Genomic DNA, 25,485 nt, shown 5'->3' on the forward strand with positions numbered 1-25,485 from the left:
ACCCCCTGAGATAATTGAGCCTTATTCCGGCTCGTTGGTTGAGGAGCCTAGACCAGCAGTCCAAGGCTATGGAAGAGTGCACAAGCAAGTTTGTGGCCGTTATTGGTCTCTAATTTGGGGAGCGGGCATGGAGATCGCCGAGGTGGAGTCCGTGGTGCGCGGCGACGCGCACTTCGTCCAGCTACGCACGTCGGACGGGCTGACCGGGGTCGGCCAGTCCGCCTGCTGGGGATACCCGACGGCGGTGCACGCCGTGGTGGAGACGTTCCGGCCGTACCTGCTCGGGGCGGACCCCAACCGGATCGAGCACCACTGGCACCACCTCTACCGGATGGGGCCGTTCCGCGGCTCGGTGCTCACCGCCGCTGTCTCCGCCGTCGACCTGGCCCTGTGGGACCTGCTGGGCAAGCGGCTCGGCGTGCCGGTGTGGCAGCTGCTCGGCGGCCGGGTCCGCGACCGGATCCGGCTGCACCTGCTGCTGGGCGGCACGGGCTCGGAGGCCCTCGCAGGCCAGGCCGCCGCAGCCGTCGCCGACGGCTTCACCGCCGTGAAGTTCGACCCGCTGCCGGCCGACTACGCCGACGTGTCGCTGGCCCGCCTCGTCGCCGAGACCGAGGCCACCACGGCGGCGGTGCGCGACACCGTCGGCCCGGACGTCGACCTGCTCATCGAGCTGCACCGCAAGCTCACCCCGTTGCAGGCCACAACCGTCGTGCCGGCGCTGGCCCGGCACCACCCGCTGCTGGTCGAGGACCCGATCCAGATCGACAGCGTGAGCAGCCAGGCCGAGGTGGCCCGCCGGGCGCTCGGCGTGCCGATGGCCAACGGGGAACGGCTGCACACCATCTGGGAGTTCAAGGAACTGCTCGCCCAGGGCGGCGCCCAGTACGTCCGGCCCGACGTCGGGCTTGCCGGCGGGCTCAGCCACGGCCGGAAGATCGCCGCGCTCGCCGAGGCGTACCACGCGGCCGTGGTCAGCCACAACTGCCTCGGCCCGCTGCTGACCATGGCCTCGGTGCAGCTCGACACGGTCATCCCGAACTTCGTCACCCAGGAGTACTCCCCGATCGACGACCAGCTCGCCGACGGGCCGGCCCGCGCCTGCGTCCGCCGCGAGGGCGGGTTCCTGCCGGTGCCGCAGGACCCGGGGCTGGGCGTGACGCTCGACCTGACCGACGAGACCCCGCTGGACCTGACCGGCCGGCCGTTGACCCGGATCCCGCTGCGCGCCGACGGTTCGGTCGCGTACGCGGTCTGACGGCGGGCACCGCGACGGCCCGGCGGGGATCTTCCCGCCGGGCCGTCGCATCGCGGTCGCGCCCGTCACGGCGGCGGGTGCCCCGGGTGGTGGAACACGGGGTACGCCCACAGTGGCTCGCCGTCGGCGTCGGTGATCTCGGCGAACAGCTCGGCCAGCGACGCCGTCCACCGGGCCTGCACGTCGGAGGAGCCGGTGACCGCGCGGGCGTGGGCGTGGCCCCACCGGGTGCGCAGCACGCAGATCAGCAGCAGGCCCCGCCGGTAGATGTGATAGTCGTAGATCCCCGCCTCGTCGAGCAGCGCGGTCAGCTCCGGCCACACCCAGGCGTGCCGGCGCTCGTACTCGGCCTCCGCGCCGGGGCGCAGCCGGTACAGGTGGCACACCTGCTCCCCCGGCCCGGCCACCCCGGTCACCGGCCCGCCCCTGTCACTTGCCGGAGCCGGCGAGCGCGCCGGAGACGAGCTGCCGCTGGAAGACCAGGTAGATGATCAGCACCGGCAGCAGGGCGACGATCAGCCCGGCGCTGACCAGCGGCACCGACACGTCGTACTGGCCGCTGAGCATGGAGACGCCGACCATCAGCGTCTTGCTGTCCGAGCCGCCCATGATGACCAGGGGCAGCAGCAGGTCGTTCCACATCCACACGAAGTTGAAGATGGCCAGCGCCGCCAGGGCCGGGGCGGCGATCGGGGCGAGCAGCCGGAACAGGATGGTCAGGTGTCCCGCGCCGTCGACCCGGGCCGCCTCGATCAGCTCGTCGGGCACCTGCTGGAAGTACCCGGCAAGCTGGTACGTGCCCAGCGGCAGCCCGAACGCGGCGTACGCCAGGATCAGGCCCTGGTACTGGCCGGACATGCCCAGGTCCAGCACCGTCTGGTAGAGCGGGTAGATGATCGCCTGGCTGGGGATGGTCAGCGTCACGATGATCAGCAGGAAGACGATCTTCCCGCCGCGGAAGCGCATCTTCGTCACCGCGTACGCGACCAGCAGCGCGGCGAGCACCGACAGCACCAACCCGCCGAGCGTGGTGATCAGCGAGTTGAGCAGCAGCCGGGGCATGTTCATCCGGCGGAACGCCTCGAGGTAGTTGTCCAGGGTGATCCCGGCCGGCAGGCCCAGCGGGTCGTGGGCGAAGCCGGACTGCGTCTTCAGGGAGCTGACCACGGTGAACAGCAGCGGGTAGATCGCCGCGACGGCGACGACGACCAGCGCGAAGGTCAACAGGTAGCGCCCGATCCGGGCGGAGTGGCGCGGGTTCATCGCGGCTTGCGGGTCCCCTCTGTGAACATGTGCCGCACGCTGAAGATCGACAGCACGGCGACGAAGACGAACAGGGCGATGCCGATGGCCGAGCCGTAGCCGCGGTCCAGGAACTGGAAGGTGGTGAGGAAGACCAGGTACTCGGGGAGCATGGTGGCGTCGCCCGGCCCGCCCTGGGTCAGCGCGTAGATCAGCGGGAACAGCCAGATCAGCACGCCGGAGGCGCAGACCACGCTCCAGTACGCCACGGTCGGGCGCAGCATCGGCACGACCACCGACCACAGCCGCCGGAAGAACCCGGCGCCGTCGAGGTACGCCGCCTCCAGCATCTCCTCGGGGACGGTGGCCAGGCCCGCGAGGTAGGTCATCACGCCGAGCCCGAAGAAGCTCCACAGGGCGACCGCCACCAGCGAGAACAGCGCGCTGTACCGACCGTTGAGCCACTCGATCGCCAGCGGCTCCAGGCCGACTCCGCGCAGCAGGGCGTTCAGCGGCCCGTCGGGGGAGAGGATCTGCCGGAACATGATGCCGACGACGATGGGCGCGATGGTGTACGGCACGAAGTAGACGGCCCGGAAGAACTTCCAGCCCGGCGAGCGCTGGTGGATCAGCAGCGCCAGCACCAGCGGAAGCACGATCCACACCGGCAGGGTGGCCACCACCAGCAGGGCGTTGCGGAAGCTGGTGAGGACCATCGAGTCGTCGAGCATCCGGGTGTAGTTGTCCGCCCCGGCGAACTCGCTGCCGCCGAAACCGCTGGACGACTCGAGGCTGGTGAGCACGCCCCGCACGAGGGGCACCAGCTTGAACAGCACGACCAGGACCAGTGCGGGCAGCACCAGCGCGGCGGCCAGCCACCACTCCCGGGCCCGCCCGGGTCGTGGCGGGCGGCGGGCCGGCGCGGGCGGGGTGTCGGCGGCCACCGGCTCCGACACCGGCGCGGTGGAGATCGTCATCAGGGTTCCTCCCCCGTGGCTGGCCGGGCGGGGCGACACGGCGTCGCCCCGCCCGGGGTGCTACTTGGTCTGCTTCTTCGTGGGGCTGCGCTCCAGTGCCTGCTGCATCTGGTCGGCCCACTTGTCGACGGTGAGCTGGCCGAGGGTGACCTGCTGCCAGCCGCGGGCCAGGGCGTCGGCCTCGGGGCCGGAGAGCATCACCCCGGCGTGCAGGGTCGGCTGGGCGACCATTTCCTGGATCTTCTGGAAGGCCGGCGACGAGGGCAGCAGCGCCTTGTCGACGTTCTTGTTCAGCGGCTGGCCCTTACCGTGCTTGACCCACAGCTCGCCGTTCTCCTTGCCGGCCAGCCAGCTGATGAACTCCAGGCCGGCCTGCTTCTTCTCGCTCCACTGGGTCACGCCGTAGACGGCGCCCTCGATGCCGGAGAACTTCTGCGCCAGCGGCGCGGACGGGTCGACCGCCGGCCACCGGGTGACGCCGAGCTTGTCGTCGCCGAGGGCCTTGCCGAACGCCTCCCAGTTCACCGCGTCGGAGATGATGGTGCCGGCGAACGCGGCGTCGCCGCGCTGGAAGATGTCGGCGCCGTCGGGGAGCATGGTGATCGACGGGGCGTTCTTGTTGGCCCAGCCCTTGGTGGTGATCTCGGCGAGCTTCTCCAGCACGGCGACGAGCTTGGGGTCCTTCCAGGACAGCTTGCCGGCGAGCAGGGCGCGGATGTCGTCCTCGTTGAGGTAGTTGCGGGCGATCTCCGGGAAGTCCCAGTACGCCGGGAAGGTGCCGGACAGCCCGAGGGCCAGGCAGGTCTTGCCGGCCTTCTTCACCGCGTCGCAGGCCGCGCCGAACTCGTCCCAGGTCACCGGCGGCTTCTCCGGGTCGAGCCCGGCGGCGGTCAGGACGGCCTTGTTGTAGTAGAGGACGTTGCCCTGGTAGGAGAAGGGCACGCCGTAGCAGGGCTTGGCGGTGTCGAAGCCCTCGCAGGCGCCGCTGTAGGTGACCAGGTCCTTGGTGATCTCGGCGGCCTTGTCACCCAACGGCACGTACGCGCCGCGCCGGTCGAACAGCTCCAGCCCGGCGTTGTTGGCCATCACGTCCGGCCCGGACTGCGAGGTGATGTACGGGCCCTGCACCTCGGGGTACTTGTCGAACGGTACGGACTGCATCTCCAGCTTGATGTCCGGGTGGCCGGCCTCGAAGCTGGTCTTGACCTGCTTCCAGTACTCGGTGCCACCCGGCTCCCAGGTCAGCACCTTGAGGGTGACCGGGCCGCCGGCGGCGTCGTCGCCGCCGCATCCGGTCAGCAGCGCGGCGGCGGCCATGCCGGCGGCGAGGGCGCCGGCCAATCTCCGTCGAAACATCGGGTAGCTCCTGTCACAAGTGGGGGCTCGGGGGGATCCGGCGGACCGCGCCGCCGGCGGTGGCGCTGTCGACCACGGCCTCGGCGACCCGCACGACGTGCAGGCCGTCGACGAGCGGGACGACCGCCGTCGGTTCGGTGCCGTCGACCTGGCCGAGGAAGTGCCGCAGCTCGGCGGCGAGTGCTCCGCCGCCGTCGACCGGGGAGAGAAGCCAGTCGGGCGCCTCGGTCGGCTCGCCCTGGACGAGCAGGGTGGGGTGGCCGAGGTCGACGTGCGCGACCCCGTCGGTGCCGTACACCTCGACCAGGTCCGAGGTGTGGTTCGGGGTGTGTTCGGGGAGCAGGTAGCTGTTGCGGATCGACGACACGACGTCGTTGGCGTGCCGCAGCTCCGCCCACACCAGGACCGGGTTGGCCGATCCGGGTCGGGTCCGGGCCGCCGCTCGGACCTCGACCACGGGCGCTCCGGCGTACCAGAGGGCCAGGTCGATGTCGTGCACGGCGGTGAGCAGCGCGGGGTGTTCGCGCGGGAAGAGCCGGCTCAGCGTCCGGGGCCGGTCGCGGCGGGACGAGACGGCGAGCACGTCGCCGAGCCGGCCGGCGCGGACCGCGTCGTGCAGGGCCCGGTGCGGGGCGCTGTACCGCAGGATGTGCCCCGGCTGGCAGAGCACACCGGTGCGCTCGGCGGCGGCCACGATGGCGGCGGCGTCGGTGACGGTAGCGGCCAGCGGCTTCTCCACCAGCACGGGCACCCCGGCGGTGAGCAGGTCCACGGCCACCGGGCGGTGCGCCGGGCCGGGCACGCACACCGACGCCGCGTCGGGCGGGGCGGCGGCGAGCAGGTCCGCCACGGAGGCGTACGTCTGCGGCACCCCGTACTCGACGGCGACCCGCTGCCGGGTCGCGGCGTCCGGCTCGACCAGCGCCCGCACCGGCACGCCGAGCGACCGGTACGCGGCCAGGTGCCGGACGCCGAACGCCCCCGCGCCGACCACGGCGACCGACGGGCGGCTCATGCCCGGACCGCCTCGGCGGCGGCGCGGTCGCCTCGGGCGGCCCCACCGGCTCCGGCGGCTCCTGCGGGCTCGTCAGCTCCGGCGGCTCCGCCGGGCTCGTCAGCTCCGGCCTCGGCGAGCCGGCCGGCGAGGACGGCCCGGGTGAGGCGCTCCAGGGCGGTCACCCCCACCCCGATGCACCGTTCGTCCACGTCGAACGCGCCGGAGTGCAGCGGCGCGCCGCCGCGCTCGCCGGTGACCCCGAGCTTGACGTACAGGCTGGGACCGAGCGCGCCGAGCAGGGCGAAGTCGTCGGTGGTCAGCGGGGGCGCGGTCAGGTCGGCGACCTCGACCAGGCCGGGCAGCTCGGCGTGCGCGAGCGCCACCAGCGAGGCGGCGTTGCGCACCGGGGGCATCTCGTTGGCCCAGGTGAACCGCAGGCCGAGGTCGAGCGCGGCGGCCTGCTGCCGGGCGATGCGCTCGATGACCTGCTTGAGCCGGGCGCGGGTGGCCTCGTCGTGGGTTCGCAGCGTGCCGGTCGCCTCCGCCCGCTCGGCGACCTGGCTCTGGCTGGCCCCGCCGACGATCGTGCCGATGTTGAAGGCGACCAGCTCGTGTGGGTTGCGGGAGCGGGCCACTCCGGCGTGCAGCAGGGTGATGATGCCGGCCAGCCCGAGGATGGCGTCGCGGCCCAGCGCCGGGGTCGCGGCGTGCGCGGCCCGGCCGAGCACCTCGACCCGGAAGGCGTCCTTGGCCGCCATCGCGGTCACCCGGTCCACGCCGACCGCCCCGACCGGCAGGTCGGGCCAGCAGTGCAGGCCGAGGACGGCGTCGAAGCGCCGGCCGCGCAGGGCGTCGTCGGCGAGCACCGCGGCGGCACCGGAGTCCTCGCCGAACGGGATCTCCTCGGCCGGCTGGAACAGCACGGTCACCGAGCCCCGGGCGGGCGGGTCGGCCGCGAGCCGGGCCGCGACGCCGTGCACGACGGTCATGTGTACGTCGTGTCCGCAGGCGTGGCAGACCCCGGCGTTGCCCGACGCCCAGGCCACCTCCTTGGCGTCCTGGACCGGATAGGCGTCCATATCGGCCCGAAGCAGAACCGAGGGGCCCGACGCACGTCCTTCGATCTCGGCTACGAGGCCGGTGCCGGCGACTCCGGAGCGGACCCGGGCGATCGGGGCGAGCCGGTCGGCAAGAACCGCTGCGGTCTGCCGTTCCATGAAGCGCAGCTCCGGGTGCTGGTGAAGCTGCCGACGCAGCCGTACCAGATCGTCAACGTCCTCGTGCGCCTGCACCACGCGGTCCACTCCTCGCCTGCGGCCGATAATCCGGACCTAATTGAGACAAGAACCTAAAGGAGGGGTCCTCCCACGTCAATGGGGCTGCCGGAATCGGTTAGGGTCCGGCCATGCCACGCGCCGACGCACACCTGCACCTGTTCGCCGACGGTTACCCCGGCCGCTACGGACGGTCCCCGGCCGGGGGCGACGAATTCGCCGTCTACCAGACATTGCGCCGCGAACACGACATCGACCGGGCGCTCGTGGTCGGCTACGAGGGCGCACCGGAGTTCGCCGGCAACAACAGCCACCTCGCGCGGCTCGCGGCCGAGCACGACTGGATCGCGCCCCTGGCGTACCTGCCGGCCACCGGCACGGACCGGCGCGGCCTGGACCGGCTCCGGTCGGCGGGGTTCGCGGGCGTCGCCGCGTACCTGCCGGACCCGGCCTCGGCCGACGCGTTCGCCGACTGGGCCGCGACCGCGGGCGGGTCGCTCAACGACGCGGCGGCGGTGGTCAGCCTCAACGCCACCCCGGAGGCCGCCGGCCGGCTCGGTCGGGCGTTGGCCGCCCTCGACGGGTGCGCGGTGCTCTTCAGCCACCTCGGCCTGCCCGGCCGGCACGCGGCGGTCCCGACCCCGGAGGCGGTCGCGGGCCGGCTCGCCCCGCTCACCGACCTGGCCCGGCTGCCCCACGTCGGGGTCAAGGTCTCCGGCCTGTACGCCGTCAGCGACCCCGCCGACGCGTACCCGCACGCCGCCGCCCGGCCGTTCGTCGACCTGCTGCTGGACCGCTTCGGCCCGGCGCGGCTCTACTGGGGCTCGGACTTCTCCCCCAGCCTGGACCACGTGTCGTTCGCGCAGACGCTGCACCCGGTCGGGCTGGACGGCCTCTCCGCGGCCGAGGCGGCCGACGTCCACGGCGGCAACCTCCGCCGCGCCTTGGGCCGGCGCTGACGCGCCGATCCCCGGCACCCCGCCGACGTGCGGGGCAGGGTGCCGGGGATCGACTGCGGGATGCGGGGCGGGCGGATCGCGTCCGCCCGCCCCGCGACGGGGTCACGCCTGGGGCGCGGTCTCCTTGCTCAGCTTCGACGAGCCGGCCGCGACGGACCAGCCGGCCGCCCAGCGGCTGGCGCTGCCCGGCCGGGTCCGGTCGACCAGGTGGTACCAGTCCATCCGTCACCGCTGCTGGGTCACCTCCAGCACGCCGTAGCCGTGGCCGTCCAGGTCCGTCCAGCGCACGTGCTTGTTGGCCGCCCGCAGCAGCGAGCCCCCGAGGCCGCTCAGCGCGTTGCCCTCCGGCAGGCCGAGGAAGTCGTTGACGTTGTCGCTGGTCACCGACGGAACGACGAACTCGGCGGCGATCGGGGCGGACCCGCCGGTGGCCCGCGTGGTCACCTCGTTGGCCCAGGAGGTGTGGATGTCGCCGGTCAGGAAGACCACGTCGCGGGTGCTGTTGGCGCGCAGGTGGTCGACCAGCTCGTTACGGTCGGCGTTGTAGCCGTCCCACTGGTCGACGCTGAGCGCCGCGCCGTTCTCGGGGATGCCGAGCAGCTTGGCGAGCGGGCCGAGCAGCCAGGCGGGGAGCGTGCCGACGTCGAGCCGGGAGATCATCACCGGGTTGCCGACGAGCTTCCACCGGGCCGTCGAGGCGGCCAGGCCGCTCTTGAGCCAGGACATCTGGGCGTCCCCGGTGATCGTCCTCGCCGGATCGTCGACGGCCGTGCCCGACGCCTGCTGCGACCGGTACGACCGCAGGTCCAGCATGGACAGCTCGACGAGCTTCCCGAAGCGCAGCCGACGGTAGATGGCCCCGTCGGCGCCGGTGCGCACCGGCATCCACTCCGCGTACGCCTTCCGGGCGGCGGCCACCCGGTCGGCGTAGTCGCCCTCGGTGCCCGGGGTGTGGTTGCCCGCGCCGCCGGACCACTGGTCGTTGGCCACCTCGTGGTCGTCCCAGGTGATCACCCAGGGCACCGAGGCGTGCAGGGCCTGCAGGTCCGGGTCGGTCTTGTACAGCGCGTGCCGGATCCGGTAGTCGGCGAGGGTGAGCGCCTCGTGGGCCGGGAGCACGGGGCGCACCACCGTTCCGCCGGCGTCGAACTCGCCGGTGCCGTACTCGTAGAGGTAGTCGCCGAGGTGCACGACGAGGTTGAGGTCACCCCGGTCGGCCAGCCTCCGGTAGGCCGAGAAGTAGCCCGCCTCCCAGTTCGCGCAGGAGACCACCCCGAGGCGGAGCCGGTCGATGTCGGCGTTGGCCGGCGGCGCGGTCATCGTCCGCCCGGTCGCCGACCACGCGCCCGCGTACCCGAACCGGTACCACCAGGTGGTGGCGGGGGCCAGGCCGGTGACCGCCACCTTCACGGTGTGGTCGCGGGCCGGTCCCGTGGTCAGCGTGCCCTGCGCCGTCACCGTCGAGAAGTTGGGGTCGGCGGCGACCTGCCAGGTCACCACGGCCTCGGGGCCGACGCCGGAGCCGGGCTGAGCCGCGTCGGTCGGGGTCAGCCGGGTCCACAGCAGAATGCCGTCGGGCAGCGGGTCACCGGAGGCCACCCCATGCCGGAACGCCCCGCCGGCCGCACCGGCGGGAGCCGGGGCGGACAGCGCGGCACCGGCGAGCACGGCCGTGCCGGCGGACGCGCCGGCCATCCGCAGCAGGGTACGACGGTCGATGGTGTTCGTCATGGCTCATGTATCTACCTCCTTCAGTGCTTTCCCGCTGCCCCGTCCCGCGAGTGTTCGCCGGGCCTTCACCGGTCGTCGGCCGGCCCGCCCGCCGATCCGGCAGGATCCCGGGCGTTCCGGGCGGGGTCCTGGGCGTTCCGGGCGGCGTTCCGGGCGGGGTCCCGGGGCCGGGCGGAGATAGGGTCGGCACCCATGCGGACGAAGCAGGAGCTGGGCGCGGCCATCCGGCACGAGCGGCGGGCGGCGCTGGTGGTCAACGCCCGCTCGCGGCGGGGCCGCCGGCTCTACGAGCACGCCCGGTCCCGGTTGGCGGAGGCCGGCTTCGGCCTGCTCGGCTGCTACCCGGCCGACCGGCCCGGTGAGCTGGAGCGCAGCCTGGCCGACGCCCTCGCCCTCGGGCCGGACCTGCTCATCGCGGGCGGGGGCGACGGCACGCAGAGCGCCGCCGCCCGCCTGCTCGCCCACCGCGACGTCGCGCTGGGCCTGCTGCCGCTGGGCACCACCAACAACTTCGCCCGCACCCTCGGCCTACCGCTCGACCTTGACGCCGCCGTGGCCGTCCTGGCCGAGGGCAAGGTGATCGACGTCGACCTGGGGCTGGCCGGGGACGTGCCGTTCGCCAACCACGTCGGGGTGGGGCTGTCGGCCGACATCATGCTGCGTACGCCGCCAGCGCTCAAGCGGGTCACCGGGCGGTTGGCGTACCCGGCCACCGCGCTGGCGCTGCTGGCCCGGCACCGGGCGCTGCGGGCCACCGTCCGCGCCGAGGGCACGACCCACGAGTTCCACACCCACCAGCTCTACGTGGCCAACGGCGGCTTCCACGCGGGCCGGCCGATCACGTCGGACACCGACGCCGACGACCGGCTGCTGGTGGCGTACCCGGTAGGCGGGCCGACCCGGCGCGGGCTGCTGCGGGACACGGCCCACAACGCGGCGACGGGTCACCGCCGCACGCTGGCCGAGACCACGTTCCTCGCCGTGGGCGAGCTGTGGCTGGAGACCGACCGGCCGGCGCGCGTCGAGGTCGACGGCGAACTGTGCGGCCACACCCCGATCCGAATCGGCCTGGCCGCCAACGCGCTGCGCGTAATGGCCCCCACCGACAGCAAGGACCGCTAACCACCCACCCCACCCAGGCCATCCGCCCTCCGCCCGCCCTCCAAAGCGGTGATCAAGAGGTTTGCGTCAGGTTTGCGCCCGAATCCGACGCAAACCTCTTGATCACCGCGCAAGGGGGGGTGAGGGGCGCGGGGCGGCCGGTTGATCGCCGCGCAAGGGGGGGTGGGGGTGCGGGGCGGCCGGGGTCGGCGGGAGCGCCGACCCCGGCCGGGGTGGGGGGTGGGGTTAGTGCTGGGCGGGGGTCGTTGCCGGGGCCGGCCAGCTGCCGGTGAAGACCTCGGCGCCGGTCGCGCTCAGGGGGGCGAAGCCGAAGAGCGTGTCGACCCTGGCGGCCTCGGCGGAGCTCGGGTACGGGTTGGTGCAGGAGGTGCCGGCGCTGCCACCGGACATCAGGAGGGCGCAGTTGCCGTTGTAGTTGTCCGGCAGGCCGAGGATGTGCCCGATCTCGTGGGTCATGATCCGCAGCGGAGAGTACTGCTGGGCCTGGTAGTAGTCGATGACCACGCGACCGTTGCCGAGGCTCGTGCGCTGGGCGTACGAGCCGCCGCCGTAGGTGTAGGAGATCACCAGGTTCGAGCCGCACTGGGCCATGTTGATGTTGTTGGTGTAGTTGTTCCAGATCGTGGCGGCCTGGTTGGCGTAGCTGGCGAAGGGGCCGGCCTGACTGGTGTTGTAGCAGACGTTGCTGACGGCGGCGGATGCCGGCGCGGCCTGCACGGCGGTGAGGCCGAGCGTCGCCATGGCGGCGGCGGCGAGGGTGGCGAGGATCCGGGACACCTTGGACAGACGCATGGGTCACGCTCCACTGGGTGACGGGGTGAGCGGGGACCGGGTCAGCGTATTCATCGATATAGATCGATAGCAATGCCTTCTTATATTTAAGAATCTTTACTGATACGCTCCCGGCCATCGACGGGAGGAGATGTCATGAAACTACGACGCGGGGCAACCGCCCTGCTGGCGGGTACGGCGCTGGTCGTCGCCACCGGGGCCCTCACCGCTACGGGCGGTCTCGCCGCGGGGGCCACCGGCCCGGCGACGGCCGCCGCCGTGGCCTGCTCCGCCCCCGGGTGGGCCGAGGGCACCAGCTATCCGGCGGGCACCCGGGTCAGCTACGCCGGCCGGCTCTACCAGGCCCTCGTGACGCACACCCCGCCGGCCGGGGCGGGCTGGAACCCCGCCGCCGCACCCTCGCTGTGGAAGGACCTCGGGGCCTGCGACGGCACCCCCACCCCCACGCCCACCGCGACCTCGTCGCCCTCCCCCACCGCGTCGCCGACCGCGTCGCCCACGCCGACGCCGACCACGACACCCCCGCCGGGCACCGAGACCTGCGCGGTCAAGCCGAGGCCCGCCGGCAAGGTGCTCCAGGGCTACTGGGAGAACTGGGACGGCGCGGCCAACGGCGTCCACCCGCCGCTGGGCTGGATCCCGATCACCGACTCCCGGATCACCACCCACGGGTACAACGTGGTCAACGCAGCGTTCCCGGTGATCCGCTCCGACGGCACCGCGCTGTGGGAGGACGGCATGGACGTCACCGTGAAGGTGCCCACCCCGGCGGACATGTGCCGGGCCAAGGCCGCCGGCCTGACCGTCCTGCTGTCCATCGGCGGCGCGGCGGCCGGCATCGACCTCGGCTCGGCGGCCGTCGCCGACCGGTTCGTCGCCACCGTCGTGCCGATCCTCAAGCGGTACAACTTCGACGGCATCGACATCGACATCGAGACCGGCCTGACCGGCAGCGGCAACATCAACCAACTCTCGGCGTCGCAGGCGAACCTGATCCGCATCATCGACGGCGTGCTCGCCCAGATGCCCGCCGGGTTCGGCCTCACCATGGCGCCGGAGACCGCGTACGTCACCGGCGGCAGCGTCACCTACGGCTCGATCTGGGGGGCGTACCTGCCGATCGTCAAGAAGTACGCCGACAACGGCCGGCTGTGGTGGCTGAACATGCAGTACTACAACGGCAGCATGTACGGCTGCCACGGCGACTCGTACCCCGCCGGCACCGTGCAGGGCTTCACGGTCCAGACCGACTGCCTCAACACCGGCCTGGTCGTGCAGGGCACCACCATCCGGGTCCCGTACGACAAGCAGGTTCCCGGCCTGCCCGCCCAGCCCGGCGCCGGCGGTGGTCACCTCGCGCCGGCGGCGGTGGCTCAGGCGTGGAACACCTACCGGGGCGGCCTCAAGGGCCTGATGACCTGGTCGCTGAACTGGGACGGGTCGAAGGGCTGGACGTTCGGCGACAACGTCCGGGCGCTCCAGTCCCGCTGACCCGCCCCGCGGTGTCCGGCCCGGTTCGGGCCGGACACCGTGGACGGGGGTGCGCGTCACTGGGCCAGCTCGGCGACCGGCCCGCGGAGCTACGGCCCCGACCACCCCCATCGGGCACCCCTGAGGACCGACGGGGACGGTCGGGGCCGACCGTCGGGGCGGGACCGGTCGGCCGGACGGCGTCCAGGGTGGAGCGGACCCACCCCCACTCATATTGACAATCGCCGCTCCCTTCGGTTCTCCTGGAAAGTGAGAGCGCTCTCACCCCCCATTCGTCCCGTTGATCGCCCGGCGGTCCCGGGCCGGTGCTCGGTGCGCCGGGCGAGGAGGAAGCATGCGGTTCACCCGAGGGCGCGGCGGCGCCGATCCGACCGGACACCCGCTCCCGCGCCGGGCCGGGGCGCTGGCCGTCGCCCTGCTGGCCCTGGTCGCCGGCGGGGTGCTGGCCGGCCACGACGCCGTCGACGCGCAGGCGGCGCCCGGCGGCCACGCCAACCACGCGTACGTGCTCAGCCCGGAGCAGGAGCGGGCAGCCCTGGAGCTCCAGCTCGCCCCGGTGCGCGGCTCGGAATTCCGGGCCGACTGCCCGAGCAAGGGACGCGCCAACGACGACCCGATCGTCCGGCCGGGCCAGCCGGGCGCCTCGCACATGCACGAGTTCTTCGGCAACACGACGACGAACGCGTTCTCCACCCTCACCTCACTGAGGGCCGGTGCGACGACCTGCGACCCGGTGGCCGACAGGTCCGCGTACTGGGTGCCGACGCTCTACCAGAACGGCACGGCGGTCACGCCGCAGAGCGTCCGGATCTACTACCAGGGGATCACCGACCGGGCGAACGTCCAGCCGTACCCCCAGGGCCTGCGGATCGTGGTGGGCAACCCCCTCGCGGCCGGCCCCGACCAGAACCCGGCGGCCCGGTGGAACTGCGTCGGCATCCCCCAGGCCAGCCGCGACTTCCCGGTCTGCCCGGCCGGCTCCAGGCTGGAGACGTACCTCGACTTCCCGACCTGCTGGGACGGGAGGAACCTGGACAGCGCCGACCACAAGAGCCACATGGCGTTCGGCCTGGGCGGCGTCGGCGGGACCTGCCCGACCAGCCACCCGGTGCCCGTGCCCCGGCTGGAGTTCCTCATCACCTACGACGTGCGCGGGACCGGGCTCACTCTGGGCGGCACCCGCGACGGGGCCAACGTCACCACAGCCCCCGGCTACACCTTCCACGGCGACTTCTTCAATGCCTGGGACGAGCAGGCCCTCGCCGACCGGGTGCGGCAGTGCGTCGTCGACGGCTACGTCTGCGGCAACGACGGCAAGCCCATCCAGCAGTGATCCGCACCGGGTGAACCCCGGCTCCGCTCAGCCGCGGAAGGTGCGGTCCAGCAGGTCGAACAGGGCGACCCAGTGCCGCTCGGCGGCCCGCTCGTCGTAGGCGGCGGTGTCGGCCATGGTGAAGCCGTGGGCGGCGCCGGCGTACAGCTCGGAGCGGTGCCGGACCCCGGCCGCGTCGAGCGCCGCCTCCAGCGTCGCGATCTGCTCGGGCGTCATGGACCGGTCCTGGTCGGCGTGGGCGAAGTAGAGCTCGCCGGTCACGGAGCCGACGCCCAGGTGAGGGCTGTCCGGCGTGTCGGTGACGACCCAGCTCGCGTGGAAGCTGGCCATCGCGGCGATCCGGTCGGGATGCGCCTCGATGGCGCGCAGGGCATTCGTGCCGCCCATGCAGTACCCGGTGACGGCCACCGGGCCGGGCGCGACGTCGTCCCGAGCGGCCAGGAAGTCCAGGTACGCCGCCGTGTCCCCGGCCACCACCGCCGGGGTCAGCTCGGCGACGAGCGGCATGATCCGCGCGAAGGCCCGGGCGCGCTCCTCCGGATCGTCCAGGCGGGAGAGGTCGAACAGCGGGGCCCGGCCGGCCCCGTGGAACAGGTTGGGCACCAGCACGACATGCCCCCGGGAGGCGATCCGCTCGGCCATCTCGACCAGCCGGGGCCGCAGGCCGAACGCGTCCATGAAGAACAGCACGGCCGGAAACGGGCCGTCACCGTCCGGTCGGGCCAGGATCGCGTCGGCGACCCCGTCACCCACCGGCACGTCCACCGTCGTCGTACGCGCCACGTCATCCTCCGTCGGTCGTCGTCCAGCCCGCACCCTATCCGCCCGGGCAGCGGCCCCCGATTGCGGTGGCCGGGTCACCCCGGGTCACGGCGCGGTCGGGGTGGCCGGTCGTCCCGGTCGATGCGCAGCTCCCGCTCCAGCTCGCCGATGACGGCCCGCAGGTCGTCCAGCCGCTGGGTGAGCGCGATCCGGTCCACCTCGTCGGGCACGCCGTCGCCGTCCTCGTCGTAGCCGGGCCCGAGCCGCTCGGTCATCTCCAGCCGGCGGGCCTCCTCCATCGAGTTGACGATGACCGCGATCAGGATGTTGAGCAGCAGGTTCACGGTGATGATGACGTAGCTGACGTAGTAGACCAGGGTCCACGGGGACAGTGCCAAGCCCTGCTCGACGAGGTCCGGCAGCGTCTCCAGGGACAGCAGCACGAACAGGGTCAGCAGCGACCGTCCGATGTCGCCGTACTGCTCCGGCTGGGCCTCGCCGAAGATGAGCCAGCCGGCCATCCCGTACACGTAGAGGGTCACCCCGGCCAGCGCGAGGAAGCCCGCGACGCCGGGCAGGCTACGCCACAGCGCCGCGACGATGGTGCGCAGCCCGGGCGAGAACCGCACCAACCGCAGTATCCGGGCGACCCGCACGACGCGCAGCAGCGCGGAGTCGCCGTGCAGGCCGGGCAGGAAGATCGCGGCTGTCACGACGAAGTCGAAGACGTTCCACCCGTGCCGGAAGAAGTCCTGCGGCCGGCGACCGTAGGCCAGCACCCGGACGGCGATCTCGGCCACGAAGGCGGCCCGGAAGGCCCACTCCAGCCAGAGCAGCACCGGCCGCGCCGGCCCCAGGTCGCGGTACGTCTCGACGCCGAGCACCACCCCGTTGGCCATGATGAGCACGACGATGGCGACCTCGAAGAGCCTCGACCGGACGACCCGTAGGCACCACCCGGCCAGCCCTGGCGGCCCGGCCCGGCGCCCCGGTCGATCCTCGGTCGACGTCGGCCAGGGTACGTCGAGCATGGCCCCACCCTACCGAGGGCACCGACCGGCGACGCCGCGCGCCGGGGCGGGCGTACGCGAGCCGCGTCGAACGATGACCGCCACCGACGGGGTCAGGCCCGCCACGAGCGCGGAGCCTGACCCACTACAGGAGCACCGTCGGGATCAGCCCCAGGTTCCGGCGTACACCAGCCGCCAGTGCTGGTTGGTCCCACCCCAACAGTCGCCCTGCACGACCCGGGCGGCGTGGGCGGTGCTGGCGTTCGCCACGTCCAGGCACTTGTCACTGTGCCGTGCCCGGATCTCGTAGAAGCCGTTGGAGAGCAGGACGAAACGCCAGTGCTGGTTCGTCCCGCCCCAGCAGTTGCCCTGCACGACCGGCGTGCCGTGGGCGGTGCTGGCGTTCGCCACGTCCAGGCACTTGTCACTGTGCTGCGCCCGGATCTCGTAGTAGCCGTTCCCGACCGCGATCCACCGCCAGTGCTGGTTCGTCCCGCCCCAGCAGTTGCCCTGCACGACCGGCGTGCCGTGGGCGATGCTGGCGTTCGCCACGTCCAGGCACTTGTCACTGTGCTGCGCCCGGAACTCGTAGTAGTCGATCGCCTGGGTTCCCGGTGTCGCACTCCCCCGATCCTGTGGCGTGCCGGCACCGGCCTGGGCTGCTCCGGCGCCGAGCAGCAGCAGGCTGCTGGCCAGGAACACACCGAGCAGCGACTCCAGCGCGACACGCAGGGTCCCCCGGCGATCGCGTGACCTGCCGGGCAGGCTTTCCGACTGGGTCTTTCCGCTTGCTTCGATCACTACAGCTCCTCACCTGTTGTGGTAATCGGACGGTGACCAGGTCGATCCAGCATCGCGGAGGCCGTTCCTGTCCGGCGATTTCCCGGACAGGTTCGGGCAGGGTCGACTCGTCGCAGCGCCCCGGCCGGGAGCGTCGGCCGCGCGATCCGAGCGGTGGGGCGCGCCGCCTCGGCGCGCGGCATCGTTCATGCCATCGCCCCGAGAGGACCGCGACCTACCCGGCCGGGGCGTGGCCGGCCGCCCGCCGGGCGGCGTTGCGGATGGCGCGCAGGCGCAACAGCACGTCGTCGCCGCCCCGGCCGAAGTGGTCGTGCAGCCGCCGGTACTCGGCGTACAGCGCGTCGTAGGCGCGGGCCCGCTCCGGGTCGGGCCGGTACACGTCGCGGTCGACCCGGCCCATCGCCGCCGAGGCGGCCGGCACGTCGGGGTACGCGCCCGCGGCGACCGCCGCGTGGATCGCCGAGCCCAGCGCCGGGCCCTGCGCGGAGCCGATGATGCCCAGCGGTCGCTTCGTGACGTCGGCGTAGATCTGCATCAACAGGGCGTTGGCGGTGAGCCCCCCGGCCACGATCAGCTCGTCGACCGGCACGCCCGCCTCGGCGTACGCCTCGATGATCATGCGGGTGCCGTACGCGGTGGACTCCAGCAGGGCTCGGTAGACGTCCGGCGGACGGGTGGCGAGGGTGAGCCCGACGATCACCCCGCTGAGGTCGTGGTTGACCAACGGGGAGCGGTTGCCGTTCCACCAGTCCAGCGCCACCAGGCCGTGGCCTCCGACGGGCTGGGCGGCGGCGGCAGCGGTCAGCGCCTCGTGCGAGGCGTAGCCGGCGGGGGCGGCGTGCGCGACGTACCAACCGAAGATGTCGCCGACGGCGCTCTGGCCGGCCTCGTAGCCCCAGGAGCCGGCGCTGATCCCGCCGTCCACGACGCCGCACATGCCGGCCACCTCGGCCAGGGCGGTGGCGTTGACGATGTGGCAAGTGGAGGTGCCCATGATGACGACCAGCCGGCCCGGGTCGAGGGCCCGCGCGGCAGCGGCGGTGACGTGGGCGTCGACGTTGCCGACCGCCACGGCGACGCCCACGGGCAGGCCGGTCCACGCCGCTGCCCGCGCGGTCAGCCCGCCAGCCCGGGCGCCCAGCGGGGCGAGCGGACCGTCGATCTTGGCGACGAAGTCGGCGAAGCCGGGGTGCAGGGCGGCCAGGTAGTCCCGGGACGGGTACCGGCCGTCCTGGTGGAGGCCCTTGTAGCCGGCGCCGCACACGTTGCGGGTCTCGACGCCGCAGAGCTGCCAGACGATCCAGTCGGCGGCCTCGATCCACCGCTCGGCCCGGTGGTAGACCTCCGGGTCCTCCTCCAGCAGTTGCAGGCCCTTGGCGAACTGCCACTCGGCGGAGACCCTGCCGCCGTAGCGGCCGATCCACGGCTCGCCACGGGCGTGGGCCAGGGCGTTGATCCGGTCCGCCTGGGGCTGGGCGGCGTGGTGCTTCCACAGCTTCACCCAGGCGTGCGGGCGGGTGCGCAGCTCGGGCAGTTCGCACAGCGGGGTGCCGTCGGCGAGGGTGGGCAGCACCGTGCAGGCCGTGAAGTCGATGCCGACGCCGACGACGCGACGCGGGTCGACGCCGCCGGCGGCCAGGGCGGCCGGGACGGCGTGCCGCAGCACGTCGCGGTAGTCCTGCGGGTCCTGCAGGGCCCAGTCCGCCGGCAGCGCCCGCCCGTCGACGGCGAGCGCCGAGTCCATCACGCCGTGCCGGTACTCGTGCACCGCCGTACCCAGCTCGGCGCCGTCGCCGACGCGCACCACCAGCGCCCGACCCGACAGCGTGCCGTAGTCGACACCGACGACGTACCGGTCCCCCGGCCCTGGGGAAACGCTCATGACATCCTCCGCTCACCCGCTCACGACAGTGCTGGCGCTCGCGTACATCGTCGTCAAAGCGGCTGTCCCTCGGGTCCGTGGGCAACCCGGGCCACCAGAGGTTTCGGAGATGTTTCGACCGCCGGACCGTGGTGGAGACGGCCGCGACAACTAAAACGGCAGCGGGTCCGGCGTGGCCGGCCGTCGAAAGTTTCGGGATATGCTGCGGCCGGGCCGACCTCGTGAGGAGACGACATGGAGCAGCGGCGGGCGACGCTGGCGGAGATCGCGCACGCCGCCAACGTGTCGATCCCCACCGTCTCGAAGGTGCTCAACGGCCGCCCCGACGTCGCGCCCGGCACCCGCCGGCGAGTGCAGACGCTGCTCGACGAGCGTGGCTACACCGCGCGCGGGACCAACCGGCCGGCGGCCCGGGCCGGGCTGATCGACCTGGTGCTGCGGGACCTGGGCAGCCCGTGGGCGATGCAGATCATCGACGGGGTGGAGGAGTTCGCCTACCGCGCCGGGTTCGGCGTGGTCGTCTCCGCGGTGCACGGCCGGCACCGCAGCCGCCCCGACCGTCGGTGGACCGAGCAGCTCGCCGCCCGGCGCTGCGACGGCGTGCTCCTCGTGCTGTCCGACATCTCGACCGGCCAGCGCGGGCAGCTCGACGAGCTGGGCATCCCGGTGGTGATCATCGACCCGGCCGGGCAGCCCGAGGCGGACATCCCCTCCGTCGGCGCCACGAACTGGGCGGGCGGACGGGCCGCCACCGAGCACCTGCTCGGCCTCGGGCACCAGCGGATCGCCGTGATCGGCGGGCCGGCCGCCGTGCCGTGCAGCCGGGCCCGGGTCGACGGGTACCGCGCCGCCATGGACGCCGCCGGGCGGCGGATCGCCGCCGGGTACGTCCGCGCCGGGGACTTCACCTCCCCGTCGGGCTACCGGGAGACGAACGCCCTGCTCGACCTGACCCGGCCGCCCACCGCGATCTTCACCTGCTCCGACGAGATGGCCTGGGGGGCATACGAGGCCCTCTACGAACGCGGGCTGCGGGTGCCCGACGACATGAGCGTCGTCGGCTTCGACGACCTGGACGCCGCGCGGTGGGCGGTGCCGCCGCTGACCACCGTCCGCCAGCCGCTGACCGAGATGGCGGGGATGGCCGCCCGGATGCTGCTCAACCTGATGGACGGCGAGGAACTGGGCAGCCACCGCATCGAGCTGGCCACCCCGCTGATCGTCCGGCACAGCACGCGCGCCCGCTGAGCCCGCCACCCGCACCCGGTGGGGCCGCCCACCGCTGCTCGGCGGCCCCACGGGGTGAGTGGTCAGAGCGGCTGCACGAAGTACGGGGAGACGTCGAACCAGCCGTTGCCGGCCGCGCCGTTCAGCCGGCCGCTGCTGGCGGTGGACAGGGTGTACCAGGAGTCCACGTAGTCCGGGTCGTCGGTGTACCAGGAGGTCGGGATGGCGTCGAGGATGGCGCTCACCAGTGGCTGGTACACCCCACCGTCCACGATCACCAGCAGCGCGCCGACGATGGCCTGGACCAGGGCCTTGTAGTTGGTGTCGCCGTCGTCCTCCATCATCACCACGTCGGCCAGGTTGTACTTGTAGGCCGAGAAGTGCACCAGGAGCTGGTTCGGGTGGTAGGTCGTGCCGTCGTGGTCGAGGTAGGGCATCTGGACCAGGTCGACCGTGGGCTTGCCGTCGAGCCCGAACCCGGCCACGAGGCTGTAGATCTCGGCGTCGCCCTTGAGCCAGGGCTCGTGGTCGTCGTCGAGCCGTACCGCGTCGACCTTGGTGGCCCAGTAGCCGGACGCCGCCGTGGTCCGCGCGGTGGTCGCCGCCCGGGCCGCGGCGGTGTCGGTGACGCCCCGGCGGGCCAGCTCCCCGCGCATCAGCTCCAGGCCGGCGGACAGCGCCCGGCCGGTGTCGACCTCCACGAGCAGCACCGGACGGGTGGGAACCCGGGCGGCGTCCAGCCGCACCTGCCGGGCGCCCCGGTCGTAGGCGGTGACGCTGGTCAGGGCGTCATCGGTGGGGGTCGCCGCCACCAGCGGAACCGCGCCCCGGGTCGCCGCGGCGCGCATGTCCGGGGTGGCCCAGCGCAGCCGCAGCAGCGACCCGGCCGTTGCCGGCAACCCCTTGGCGGCGAGCACCCGCCGGTTCGCGGCCCGCGCCTCGCCGGACAGGCCCGGCGCGGCGAGCGGGACGGCGAGCAGGTCGGCCGGGCCGTCGGCGGTGGCCGCGAGGACCGCCCGGGTCGCCGCCGGGTCGGCGAGCGCCCCGGCGAGCCGGCGGGCCAGCCCGTCGGTGACCGAGAGGACGGTGCCGGCCGGGGCGGCGGCGGGCGCGGGGCCCCGGTGCTCGGGGCGGGCGTACGCGGGGGTGGCCACCGCGGCGGCCAGGACGGCCGCCGCGAGGCCGGCCGCAAGCGCGGCGCGGCGGAGGGTGGGAGTGTGCACGCGGGCTCCTCTGCATGGTCCGACCGCCGGATCGTGGCGACGGTGCAGAACAGATATACATCCATACTGTTCCACTTATCAATGCCTAGGGCCGACGTGCAGGCGTCAGCGGCCGGTTCCCTCCGCCGTCCCGGCCCGCATCGCGCGGACGGCCTCCCCCGCGTACCGGCAGGCGGCCCATTGGCCGGCGGCGATCTCGACCAGCACGGGGTCGACCTCTGCGCAGTCGGGACGGGCCTGCGGGCACCGGGTCCGGAACCGGCAGCCGCTCGGCGGGTCGACCGGGCTGGGGATGTCACCGCTGAGAATGATCCTCCGGCGGTTCCGCTCCACCTTCGGGTCAGCCACGGGGATGGCCGACAGCAGCGCGGCGGTGTACGGGTGGGCCGGCTGGCCGTACAGCTGCTCGGGCGTGCCGGTCTCCACGATCCGGCCCAGGTACATCACGGCGACCCGGTCGCTCATGTGCTCGACGGCGGCCAGGTCGTGCGCGATGAACAAGTAGGTCAACCCGAGGTCGCGCTGGAGCCCGCGCAGCAGGTTCATGATCTGCGCCTGCATGCTCAGGTCGAGCGAGGCGATCGGCTCGTCGAGGACGATCAGGTCGGGTTCCCCGGCCAGCGCCCGGGCGATGCCGACCCGCTGGCGCTGGCCGCCGGAGAGCTCGTGGGGGTGCCGGTCGGCGAGGTCGGCGCGCAGGCCGACCATCTCCAGCAGCTCCGCGACCCGCCGACGGCGGGCGTCCGCGGAGTCGACGAGCCGGTGCACCACCAGGGGCTCGGCGATGCTCGCGCCGATCGTTCGGCGGGGATCCAGCGACGCCTGCGGGTCCTGGAACACCATGGCCACCCGACGGCGCAGGCCGCGCAACTGGCGGCGGGACCACCATGTCACGTCCCGGCCACCGACCCGGACCATCCCGGCAGTCGCGTCGACCAGACGCAGCAGCGCCAGGCCGGTGGTCGACTTGCCGCTGCCCGACTCGCCGACCAGCCCGAGCGTCTCGCCCCGCCGGATGCCCAGCGACACCCCGTCGACGGCCCGGACGGCGGCGCCGCCGGGCGCGGGAAACCACACCCTCAGATTGTCCAGCTCGGCGACGATCTCCCCCGGGGCGGCGACGGTCTCCCCCAGGGCGGCGGCCGGGGCGGCGGGGTCGGCGGTCATGCGTCCTCCGAGAGCGGGTAGAAGGTGCGCACCTGGTGACCGGGGGCGACCGGGACCAGGGGCGGCAGCTCGTGTTCGCAGCGGGCGTCGCCCCGCACCGGGCAGCGGGGCCAGAAGGCGCAGCCGGCGGGCAGGTCCAGCGGGCTCGGCGGCGACCCCTGGATCGCCGGCAGGTCCCCGTCCCGGAGGCCAGGGCCGGGCCTGGCCGCCAGCAGCGCCCGGGTGTACGGGTGCGACGGCGCGTCGAACACGGCGTCGACCGGCCCCTGCTCGACGATCCGCCCCCCGTACATGACGGCGACGGTGTCGGCGACCCCGGCGACCACCCCCAGGTCATGGGTGATCCAGACGACGGCGGTGCCGAGCCGGCGGCGCAGGTCGGCGATCAGCTCGACGATTTGCGCCTGGGTGGTGACGTCGAGCGCGGTGGTCGGCTCGTCGGCGATCAGCAGGTCCGGCTCGCAGGACAGCGCCATGGCGATGACGACCCGCTGGCGCATCCCGCCGGAGAACTGGTGCGGGTACGCGTCCACGCGCTGCCGCGGCGACGGGATGCCGACCAGGTCGAGCAGTTCCACCGCCCGTTCCCGGGCCTGGCGGCGGGTCATGCCCAGGTGCTCCTCGCACGCCTCGGCCACCTGCCGGCCCACGGTCAGCACCGGGTTGAGCGAGGTCATCGGGTCCTGGAAGACGAAGCCGACGTGCCGGCCGCGCAGCCGACGGCGGCGCGGCTCGGGCAGCGTTGTCAGCTCCTCGCCGAGCAGCCGGACCCGGCCGGTGACCCGGGCCGTGCGGGGAGCGAGGCCGGTCGCGGCGAGCACGGTCAGGCTCTTGCCGCTGCCGGACTCGCCGACCAGGGCGAGGGTCTGACCGGCCCGCACCGACCAGTCGACGCCGGCGACCGCCCGGGCCGGGCCCCGGCGGGTGCCGATCGTCACCGTCAGGTCCTCGATGGCCAGCACCGGCTCGTCGGCGTCACGGCCGGCGGGCTCGTGGCGGTCCGTCGCGCCGTCGTGGCCGGGGCGGGTCGGTCGGTCGGTCCGTTCCCTCATGCCCTGCTCCTCCTCGCCTCGCCGACGGTGAGCTGACGCGGGTCCAACACGTCCCGCAGCGCGTCGCCGACCAGGTTGAAGGCGAGCACGGTGAGGAAGATGGCGGCGCCGGGGAAGACGCCGAGCCACCACGCCTCGGTGACGAACCCGCGCCCGTCGTAGAGCATCCGGCCCCACGCCGGGGCGGGCGGCTGCACGCCGAGGCCCAGGAAGGACAGGGCCGCCTCGGACAGGATGGCGAAGGCCAGGGACAGCGACGTCTGCACGATCAGCGGGGCCGCGATGTTGGGCAGCACGTGGCGGCGGATGATCCGGGCGTCGGACGCCCCGATCGACACCGCCGCCCGGACGAAGACCTGCTCCCGCACCGAGAGCACGCCCGCCCGGGTGACCCGGGCGAAGATCGGGGTGTAGACCACCCCGATCGCGACCATCGCGGTGAGCAGGCCCGGCCCCAGCACGGCGACGATCGCGACGGCGAGCAGCAGCACCGGGAACGCGAACAGCACGTCCATGCCGCGCATCAGGACGTTGTCCACCCAGCCCCGGTACCAGCCGGCCAGCAGCCCGACGGTGACCCCGACCAGCAGCGCGATGCCCACGCTGACCAGGCCCACCTCCAGCGACACCCGGGCGGCGACGAGCACCCGGCTGAGCACGTCCCGGCCGAGTTCGTCGGTGCCGAACGGGTGGTCGAGGCTGGGCGGGCGCAGCATCCCGTCGACGTCGACGTCGTTGACCCCGGCCGGCGCCAGCCACCGGCCGGCCACCCCGACCACAACCAGCAGGAGCAGCACCGCCGTGCCGGCGACGGCCGGCGGGTCGTGGCGCAGCGCGGACAGCGCCCGGCGCAGCGGGCCGCCCGGGTGGCCGCTCACCGGACGCCGATCCGCGGGTCGAGGCGGGCGTAGAGGACGTCCACCAGCAGGTTCATCAGCAGGAACAGGGCGGCCACGAAGAGCACCGCGCCCTGGAGCACCGGATAGTCGCGGGCCTGGACGGCGTCGTAGGTGAGCCGGCCGACGCCCGGCCAGGCGAACAGCACCTCGATCACGATCACCCCGCCGATCAGGCTGGCAAGCTGCACCGCCACCACGGTGACCACGGGGATCAGCGCGTTGCGCAGCACATGCCGGACCACCACGATCCGGGAGCGCAGCCCCTTGGCCTCGGCGGTGCGCACGTAGTCCTCGGAGAGCACCTCCAGCACCGAGGAGCGGATGAACCGGGTGAGGATCGAGGCGGTGACCAGCCCGACCGCCGCAGCCGGGAGGAGCACGTGGGACGCCCACCCCGCCGGGTCCTCGGTCAGCGCCACGTACCCCGACGGCGGCAGCCAGCCGAGCACCCCGGCGAAGAGCAGGATGCCCATGATCCCCATCCAGAAGTCGGGCACCGACACCCCGAACTGGCTGAACACGCGGGCGGCGTGGTCGAGGGCCGAGCCGCTGCGCACGGCGGAGAGCACGCCCAGCGGGAAGGCGACCAGCAGGGCGAGCAGCACGGCGGTCACCGCCAGGGACAGCGTGGCCGGCAGCCGCTCCAACACGATGGTGGTGACGGGCTGGCCGCTGCGGAAGCTGACCCCGAGGTCGCCGGTCAGCGCGTGGCCGACGTAGCTGGCGTACTGCGCGACGAGCGGCCGGTCGAGGCCGGACCGCTCCCGCAGCGCGTCGTAGGTCTGCTGGTCGAAGCGGGTGCCGAGGGCGACCCGGACGGGGTCGCCCGGCACCAGTTGGAGCAGGAGGAAGACGACGAGCGTCACCCCCAGCAGGACGACGACCGACTGGAGCAGCCGGCGGAGGACGAAGCGTGTCACGCGAGGCTCC

The 25,485-nt window shown here is 73.4% G+C and carries 22 protein-coding genes and 1 pseudogene; 6 read left to right on the forward strand and 17 right to left on the reverse strand.

Annotation, left to right across the window (positions count from 1 at the left end; genetic code table 11):
* Positions 1-127 precede the first annotated feature (127 nt).
* Positions 128-1,258 (forward strand): mandelate racemase/muconate lactonizing enzyme family protein, encoded by a 1,131-nt coding sequence (locus OG617_RS32530; protein ID WP_405096747.1) that lies wholly within the window; start codon positions 128-130, stop codon positions 1,256-1,258.
* Between the two features lie 65 nt (positions 1,259-1,323).
* On the opposite strand, the gene OG617_RS32535 is transcribed toward OG617_RS32530, so the two are convergent.
* The 6 genes from OG617_RS32535 to OG617_RS32560 are packed head-to-tail and all read right to left on the reverse strand — an operon-like array spanning position 1,324 to position 7,125.
* The gene (locus tag OG617_RS32535; protein WP_405096749.1) at positions 1,324-1,674 is read right to left on the reverse strand and encodes an L-rhamnose mutarotase; all 351 of its coding nucleotides are present in this window, start codon (positions 1,672-1,674) and stop codon (positions 1,324-1,326) included.
* A 13-nt stretch (positions 1,675-1,687) separates the two neighbouring features.
* Entirely contained in the window at positions 1,688-2,521 is an 834-nt protein-coding gene (locus tag OG617_RS32540; RefSeq protein ID WP_405096751.1) for a carbohydrate ABC transporter permease, read from the reverse strand.
* Positions 2,518-3,477 (reverse strand): carbohydrate ABC transporter permease, encoded by a 960-nt coding sequence (locus OG617_RS32545; RefSeq protein WP_405096753.1) that lies wholly within the window; start codon positions 3,475-3,477, stop codon positions 2,518-2,520. Before OG617_RS32545 ends, OG617_RS32540 begins: the two co-directional genes overlap by 4 nt.
* 60 nt (positions 3,478-3,537) lie before the next feature.
* A complete protein-coding gene (locus OG617_RS32550) occupies positions 3,538-4,833 on the reverse strand; it encodes an ABC transporter substrate-binding protein (RefSeq protein WP_396684962.1) in 1,296 nt (431 codons plus the stop codon).
* A gap of 13 nt (positions 4,834-4,846) precedes the next feature.
* Positions 4,847-5,848: a Gfo/Idh/MocA family protein gene (locus OG617_RS32555; protein WP_405096756.1), complete on the reverse strand. Its 1,002-nt coding sequence runs from the start codon at positions 5,846-5,848 to the stop codon at positions 4,847-4,849.
* Positions 5,845-7,125, reverse strand: a complete 1,281-nt coding sequence (locus tag OG617_RS32560) for a M20 family metallopeptidase (protein WP_405096758.1) — start codon at positions 7,123-7,125, stop codon at positions 5,845-5,847. The genes OG617_RS32555 and OG617_RS32560 overlap by 4 nt, the downstream gene beginning before the upstream one ends.
* Before the next feature lie 110 nt (positions 7,126-7,235).
* Here OG617_RS32560 and OG617_RS32565 point away from each other — a divergent pair, with 110 nt between their 5' ends.
* Complete coding sequence (locus OG617_RS32565) at positions 7,236-8,063, forward strand: amidohydrolase family protein (RefSeq protein ID WP_405096760.1); 828 nt, start codon at positions 7,236-7,238, stop codon at positions 8,061-8,063.
* A gap of 102 nt (positions 8,064-8,165) precedes the next feature.
* On the opposite strand, the pseudogene OG617_RS32570 reads toward OG617_RS32565, so the two are convergent.
* A pseudogene (locus tag OG617_RS32570) lies at positions 8,166-9,794 on the reverse strand (alkaline phosphatase D family protein).
* Positions 9,795-9,986: 192 nt separating this feature from the next.
* On the opposite strand from OG617_RS32570, the gene OG617_RS32575 reads away from it, so the two are divergent.
* Entirely contained in the window at positions 9,987-10,916 is a 930-nt protein-coding gene (locus OG617_RS32575; RefSeq protein ID WP_405096762.1) for a diacylglycerol/lipid kinase family protein, read from the forward strand.
* Positions 10,917-11,141: 225 nt separating this feature from the next.
* Here the strand turns inward: OG617_RS32575 and OG617_RS32580 are convergent, their stop codons facing one another.
* On the reverse strand, positions 11,142-11,708 hold the full coding sequence (locus OG617_RS32580) for a snapalysin family zinc-dependent metalloprotease (protein ID WP_405096764.1): 567 nt from the start codon (positions 11,706-11,708) through the stop codon (positions 11,142-11,144).
* A 135-nt stretch (positions 11,709-11,843) separates the two neighbouring features.
* Here OG617_RS32580 and OG617_RS32585 point away from each other — a divergent pair, with 135 nt between their 5' ends.
* Both OG617_RS32585 and OG617_RS32590 read left to right on the forward strand, forming a co-directional pair.
* Positions 11,844-13,199 carry a carbohydrate-binding protein gene (locus OG617_RS32585; RefSeq protein ID WP_405096766.1) on the forward strand — a complete coding sequence of 452 codons (1,356 nt, stop codon included), beginning with the start codon at positions 11,844-11,846 and terminating at the stop codon, positions 13,197-13,199.
* Between the two features lie 334 nt (positions 13,200-13,533).
* Complete coding sequence (locus OG617_RS32590) at positions 13,534-14,532, forward strand: DUF1996 domain-containing protein (protein ID WP_405096768.1); 999 nt, start codon at positions 13,534-13,536, stop codon at positions 14,530-14,532.
* A 27-nt stretch (positions 14,533-14,559) separates the two neighbouring features.
* Here OG617_RS32590 and OG617_RS32595 read toward each other — a convergent pair whose 3' ends face one another.
* The 4 genes from OG617_RS32595 to araB form a co-directional block, all read right to left on the reverse strand.
* Positions 14,560-15,315 carry a dienelactone hydrolase family protein gene (locus OG617_RS32595; RefSeq protein ID WP_405096770.1) on the reverse strand — a complete coding sequence of 252 codons (756 nt, stop codon included), beginning with the start codon at positions 15,313-15,315 and terminating at the stop codon, positions 14,560-14,562.
* A 74-nt stretch (positions 15,316-15,389) separates the two neighbouring features.
* Positions 15,390-16,325 carry an ion transporter gene (locus tag OG617_RS32600; protein ID WP_405096772.1) on the reverse strand — a complete coding sequence of 312 codons (936 nt, stop codon included), beginning with the start codon at positions 16,323-16,325 and terminating at the stop codon, positions 15,390-15,392.
* A 144-nt stretch (positions 16,326-16,469) separates the two neighbouring features.
* Positions 16,470-17,105: an RICIN domain-containing protein gene (locus OG617_RS32605; protein ID WP_405096774.1), complete on the reverse strand. Its 636-nt coding sequence runs from the start codon at positions 17,103-17,105 to the stop codon at positions 16,470-16,472.
* 214 nt (positions 17,106-17,319) lie between these two features.
* Positions 17,320-18,987: a ribulokinase gene (araB, locus tag OG617_RS32610; protein ID WP_405096776.1), complete on the reverse strand. Its 1,668-nt coding sequence runs from the start codon at positions 18,985-18,987 to the stop codon at positions 17,320-17,322.
* A 234-nt stretch (positions 18,988-19,221) separates the two neighbouring features.
* Here araB and OG617_RS32615 point away from each other — a divergent pair, with 234 nt between their 5' ends.
* Positions 19,222-20,235 carry a LacI family DNA-binding transcriptional regulator gene (locus OG617_RS32615; RefSeq protein WP_405096778.1) on the forward strand — a complete coding sequence of 338 codons (1,014 nt, stop codon included), beginning with the start codon at positions 19,222-19,224 and terminating at the stop codon, positions 20,233-20,235.
* A gap of 62 nt (positions 20,236-20,297) precedes the next feature.
* Here OG617_RS32615 and OG617_RS32620 read toward each other — a convergent pair whose 3' ends face one another.
* The 5 genes from OG617_RS32620 to OG617_RS32640 all read right to left on the reverse strand — a co-directional run bounded on the left by OG617_RS32620 (position 20,298) and on the right by OG617_RS32640 (position 25,475).
* Positions 20,298-21,437, reverse strand: coding sequence for a DUF3103 family protein (locus tag OG617_RS32620; protein WP_405096780.1), 1,140 nt, complete (start codon positions 21,435-21,437; stop codon positions 20,298-20,300).
* Positions 21,438-21,542: 105 nt separating this feature from the next.
* A complete protein-coding gene (locus OG617_RS32625; protein ID WP_405096782.1) occupies positions 21,543-22,604 on the reverse strand; it encodes an ABC transporter ATP-binding protein in 1,062 nt (353 codons plus the stop codon).
* A complete protein-coding gene (locus OG617_RS32630) occupies positions 22,601-23,656 on the reverse strand; it encodes an ABC transporter ATP-binding protein (protein WP_405096784.1) in 1,056 nt (351 codons plus the stop codon). Before OG617_RS32630 ends, OG617_RS32625 begins: the two co-directional genes overlap by 4 nt.
* On the reverse strand, positions 23,653-24,534 hold the full coding sequence (locus OG617_RS32635) for an ABC transporter permease (RefSeq protein WP_405096786.1): 882 nt from the start codon (positions 24,532-24,534) through the stop codon (positions 23,653-23,655). The genes OG617_RS32630 and OG617_RS32635 overlap by 4 nt, the downstream gene beginning before the upstream one ends.
* Positions 24,531-25,475, reverse strand: coding sequence for an ABC transporter permease (locus tag OG617_RS32640; RefSeq protein WP_396684998.1), 945 nt, complete (start codon positions 25,473-25,475; stop codon positions 24,531-24,533). Before OG617_RS32640 ends, OG617_RS32635 begins: the two co-directional genes overlap by 4 nt.
* Positions 25,476-25,485: the final 10 nt, after the last annotated feature.

The sequence above is a fragment of the Micromonospora sp. NBC_01412 genome (assembly GCF_045040215.1).
Classification (GTDB): Bacteria; Actinomycetota; Actinomycetes; order Mycobacteriales; family Micromonosporaceae; genus Micromonospora; species Micromonospora rubida.

Excerpts from the sequence above, each read along its gene's own strand:
- OG617_RS32625 (WP_405096782.1), bottom strand. The coding sequence starts at position 22,604 with ATGACCGCCGACCCCGCCGCCCCGGCCGCCGCCCTGGGGGAGACCGTC.
- OG617_RS32540 (WP_405096751.1), bottom strand. The coding sequence starts at position 2,521 with ATGAACCCGCGCCACTCCGCCCGGATCGGGCGCTACCTGTTGACCTTC.
- OG617_RS32580 (WP_405096764.1), bottom strand. The coding sequence starts at position 11,708 with ATGCGTCTGTCCAAGGTGTCCCGGATCCTCGCCACCCTCGCCGCCGCC.
- OG617_RS32630 (WP_405096784.1), bottom strand. The coding sequence starts at position 23,656 with ATGAGGGAACGGACCGACCGACCGACCCGCCCCGGCCACGACGGCGCG.
- OG617_RS32545 (WP_405096753.1), bottom strand. The coding sequence starts at position 3,477 with ATGACGATCTCCACCGCGCCGGTGTCGGAGCCGGTGGCCGCCGACACC.
- OG617_RS32585 (WP_405096766.1), top strand. The coding sequence starts at position 11,844 with ATGAAACTACGACGCGGGGCAACCGCCCTGCTGGCGGGTACGGCGCTG.
- OG617_RS32600 (WP_405096772.1), bottom strand. The coding sequence starts at position 16,325 with ATGCTCGACGTACCCTGGCCGACGTCGACCGAGGATCGACCGGGGCGC.
- OG617_RS32590 (WP_405096768.1), top strand. The coding sequence starts at position 13,534 with ATGCGGTTCACCCGAGGGCGCGGCGGCGCCGATCCGACCGGACACCCG.
- OG617_RS32555 (WP_405096756.1), bottom strand. The coding sequence starts at position 5,848 with ATGAGCCGCCCGTCGGTCGCCGTGGTCGGCGCGGGGGCGTTCGGCGTC.
- araB (WP_405096776.1), bottom strand. The coding sequence starts at position 18,987 with ATGAGCGTTTCCCCAGGGCCGGGGGACCGGTACGTCGTCGGTGTCGAC.
- OG617_RS32530 (WP_405096747.1), top strand. The coding sequence starts at position 128 with ATGGAGATCGCCGAGGTGGAGTCCGTGGTGCGCGGCGACGCGCACTTC.
- OG617_RS32575 (WP_405096762.1), top strand. The coding sequence starts at position 9,987 with ATGCGGACGAAGCAGGAGCTGGGCGCGGCCATCCGGCACGAGCGGCGG.
- OG617_RS32615 (WP_405096778.1), top strand. The coding sequence starts at position 19,222 with ATGGAGCAGCGGCGGGCGACGCTGGCGGAGATCGCGCACGCCGCCAAC.
- OG617_RS32550 (WP_396684962.1), bottom strand. The coding sequence starts at position 4,833 with ATGTTTCGACGGAGATTGGCCGGCGCCCTCGCCGCCGGCATGGCCGCC.
- OG617_RS32565 (WP_405096760.1), top strand. The coding sequence starts at position 7,236 with ATGCCACGCGCCGACGCACACCTGCACCTGTTCGCCGACGGTTACCCC.